General features: G+C 67.6%; 1 protein-coding gene and 1 pseudogene. Both read right to left on the bottom strand.

Annotated elements, in window-relative coordinates; translation table 11 throughout:
- Positions 1-1,180, bottom strand: a pseudogene (locus FS320_RS42010) (mechanosensitive ion channel family protein); the annotation flags it as partial.
- 323 nt (positions 1,181-1,503) lie between these two features.
- A complete protein-coding gene (locus tag FS320_RS42005; RefSeq protein WP_192926419.1) occupies positions 1,504-2,019 on the bottom strand; it encodes a type 2 periplasmic-binding domain-containing protein in 516 nt (171 codons plus the stop codon).
- Positions 2,020-2,216 lie beyond the last annotated feature (197 nt).

The raw sequence follows: 2,216 nt of genomic DNA, 5'->3' as shown, positions 1-2,216 counted from the left end.
ACGGTGCCTCGGATCCTGAAGCCGGACGCGAGACATGATGGCTCGCCATCCGGGCGACCTTGATGGCCCCGGGCAGGAGGAGAGCGACCGCCACGAGCCAGAACAGGCGCATGAACCCCACGACCCAGAGCCCCCAGAGCAGCATCAGGCAAAGGGACAGGAGCCAGGGGGTGATCCTGTGGTGGACGGGCTGCCCCGTCACGTCCGGAAGGACCTCCGATGGGGTCGGACGAGCCCACACGATATTCAGGGCGATGGCGAGCAGCCCAAGCCCGAGGGCGTAGGCCACGAGCTCACGGGCCTCGAGCGAGAACCCCAGGGCGCTGAGAACATCGAGCGTGGCCCGCCCGAAGGCGAACCACCCGACGAAGAGCGCCAGGCGCCGGTACCAGAACCAGGCGGCGTCGGCGGGCAACGGGATGACGCAAAAGCGTTCCGCATCCTGCGGCCCGCCGATGTCAGGCGCCAGGAAGAACCGACCCAGAACCAGGGCCAGGCGCAGGATCACGGCCGCACCCAGATAGGCGAGCACGACCTGCTGCAACAGCGGCGGCCAGTCGAAGGCAAGAAAGGCACCGATACTCCCGAGGCCGAAGATCGCGACTTCGCTGAGGCCGAAGGCGAGACGCAGGCCAATGGCGCGCATCCGCGCGGACGCCGTGTCGATGGGCAGGGCAACGATGCGCCGCTGGGGATGGGCGGTGACCTTCCGGAACACCCACTCGGTTCCGGCGCCCAGGGCAACGAACCCGAGGACGAGGATCAGCACGCCGAGGAGGCTGCGGCCTCGCAGCTCGGCGAGCAGGCGATCCGCAGCATTGCGGAACTCGCCCGGCAGGCGCGGGGCGGCGGCGGCGAGGGCGGCGAGGTGCTCCCGCATGCTGGCGGTCCGCGCCGCGATCATCTCGGAGCCGGTGATCTCGGGAGCCGTCGGGGACGCTCCCGAAAACGCCGGCGGCGGCGTGGTCTTCTGCTGTTGGTCGACCCAGCCGCGAACGGCCGGGTCCTGCATGAGGTTCAGGAGTTGCTGCACCTGCGGCGGGGGCGGGCTCTGCGCCGGGGTGGTTTGGGCGTTGGCGGACGAAGCCCCCGTCAGCACGAAGAACAGCAGCGCCAGGCTGCAAAGCAGCCGCATCGGGGCGTTGCGGTCGGCGTGCGTCGTCATCATCGAAACCAGCATGGTTCACAGGACGCCTGTTTGCGATCCTGCGCAAGTGCTCCGTGCCGAGGCCGAGAAGACCGTCTGCCCCGAGGGAACTGGGGAGCTGTCCGGGGGCAGTTCTGCATCGCATCCGAGCTCTTCCGCCATGTCAAGGCTGCGGTTGTCCATTGGCCCGAGGATCCCGGCGGTCCCGGGCCGGAGACCGTCGCGACTGGTCGGGTGCAGCGACGATCTCGGCTCGCAGCGTCCGTCTCCAAATTCTTCACGCGAACGGCGCGCCCGATCGGTCTGCCGTCAAGGCGCCATTGGGACCAGGTTCACCCGCCTTCGCTCATCGCGCCTCATCGTAGCGGAGGGGCGTAGAGCATGCCTCCCATGTTCCAGAGCTGGTTGAGGCCGCGCGGGATGCCGAGGCGGGATTTCACGCCGAGGTTCCGTTCGTAGATCTCGGAATAGTTGCCCACGGCGTTGACGGCTCGGAGCGCCCACGCGTCCTCGAGGCCGAGGAGCTTGCCAAATCCGCCCTCGGCCCCTGCAAAACGGCGCACGTCGGGCTTGCGCGAATGTGCCGCCTCGGCCGCATTCCCTGATGGGATGCCGAGCTCCTCGGCATTCACGAGCGCGAAGTTCACCCATTTCACGATGTTGAACCAGCGGAAGTCGTCCGCCCGCGTGACCGGCCCGAGCGGCTCCTTCGAGATGATGTCCGGCAGGATGATGGCGTCTGCCGGGCGCTGGAGCTTGAGGCGCTCCGCGTAGAGCGCCGACTGATCCCGCGTCAGGACGTTGCACTCTCCGGACTCGAACGCGCTGAGAGCGTCCGCGCCGCTGGGAAAGGCCCTTTCCTCATAGGTCACGGAGTTGGCGCGGAAGAAGTCGGCGACGTTGAGCTGGCTGGTCGTGCCCCGCTCGACGCAGACCCTGGCACTAGATCCTTAGCACAGTGATTTTGACGGTTTGACACCGCCAAGCTCGTGCTGCGGACTTCGCATCTGGTACCGAGGCCCCGTCCAATGGGGATCAATCCACTTGCAGATCCCGCACCGCTTCGAAG

The organism is Microvirga tunisiensis (assembly GCF_009296175.1).
Classification (GTDB): domain Bacteria; phylum Pseudomonadota; class Alphaproteobacteria; order Rhizobiales; family Beijerinckiaceae; genus Microvirga; species Microvirga tunisiensis.
Note: the sequence above shows the minus strand (reverse complement) of the source record. Positions and strands in the feature narration are given on the sequence as shown.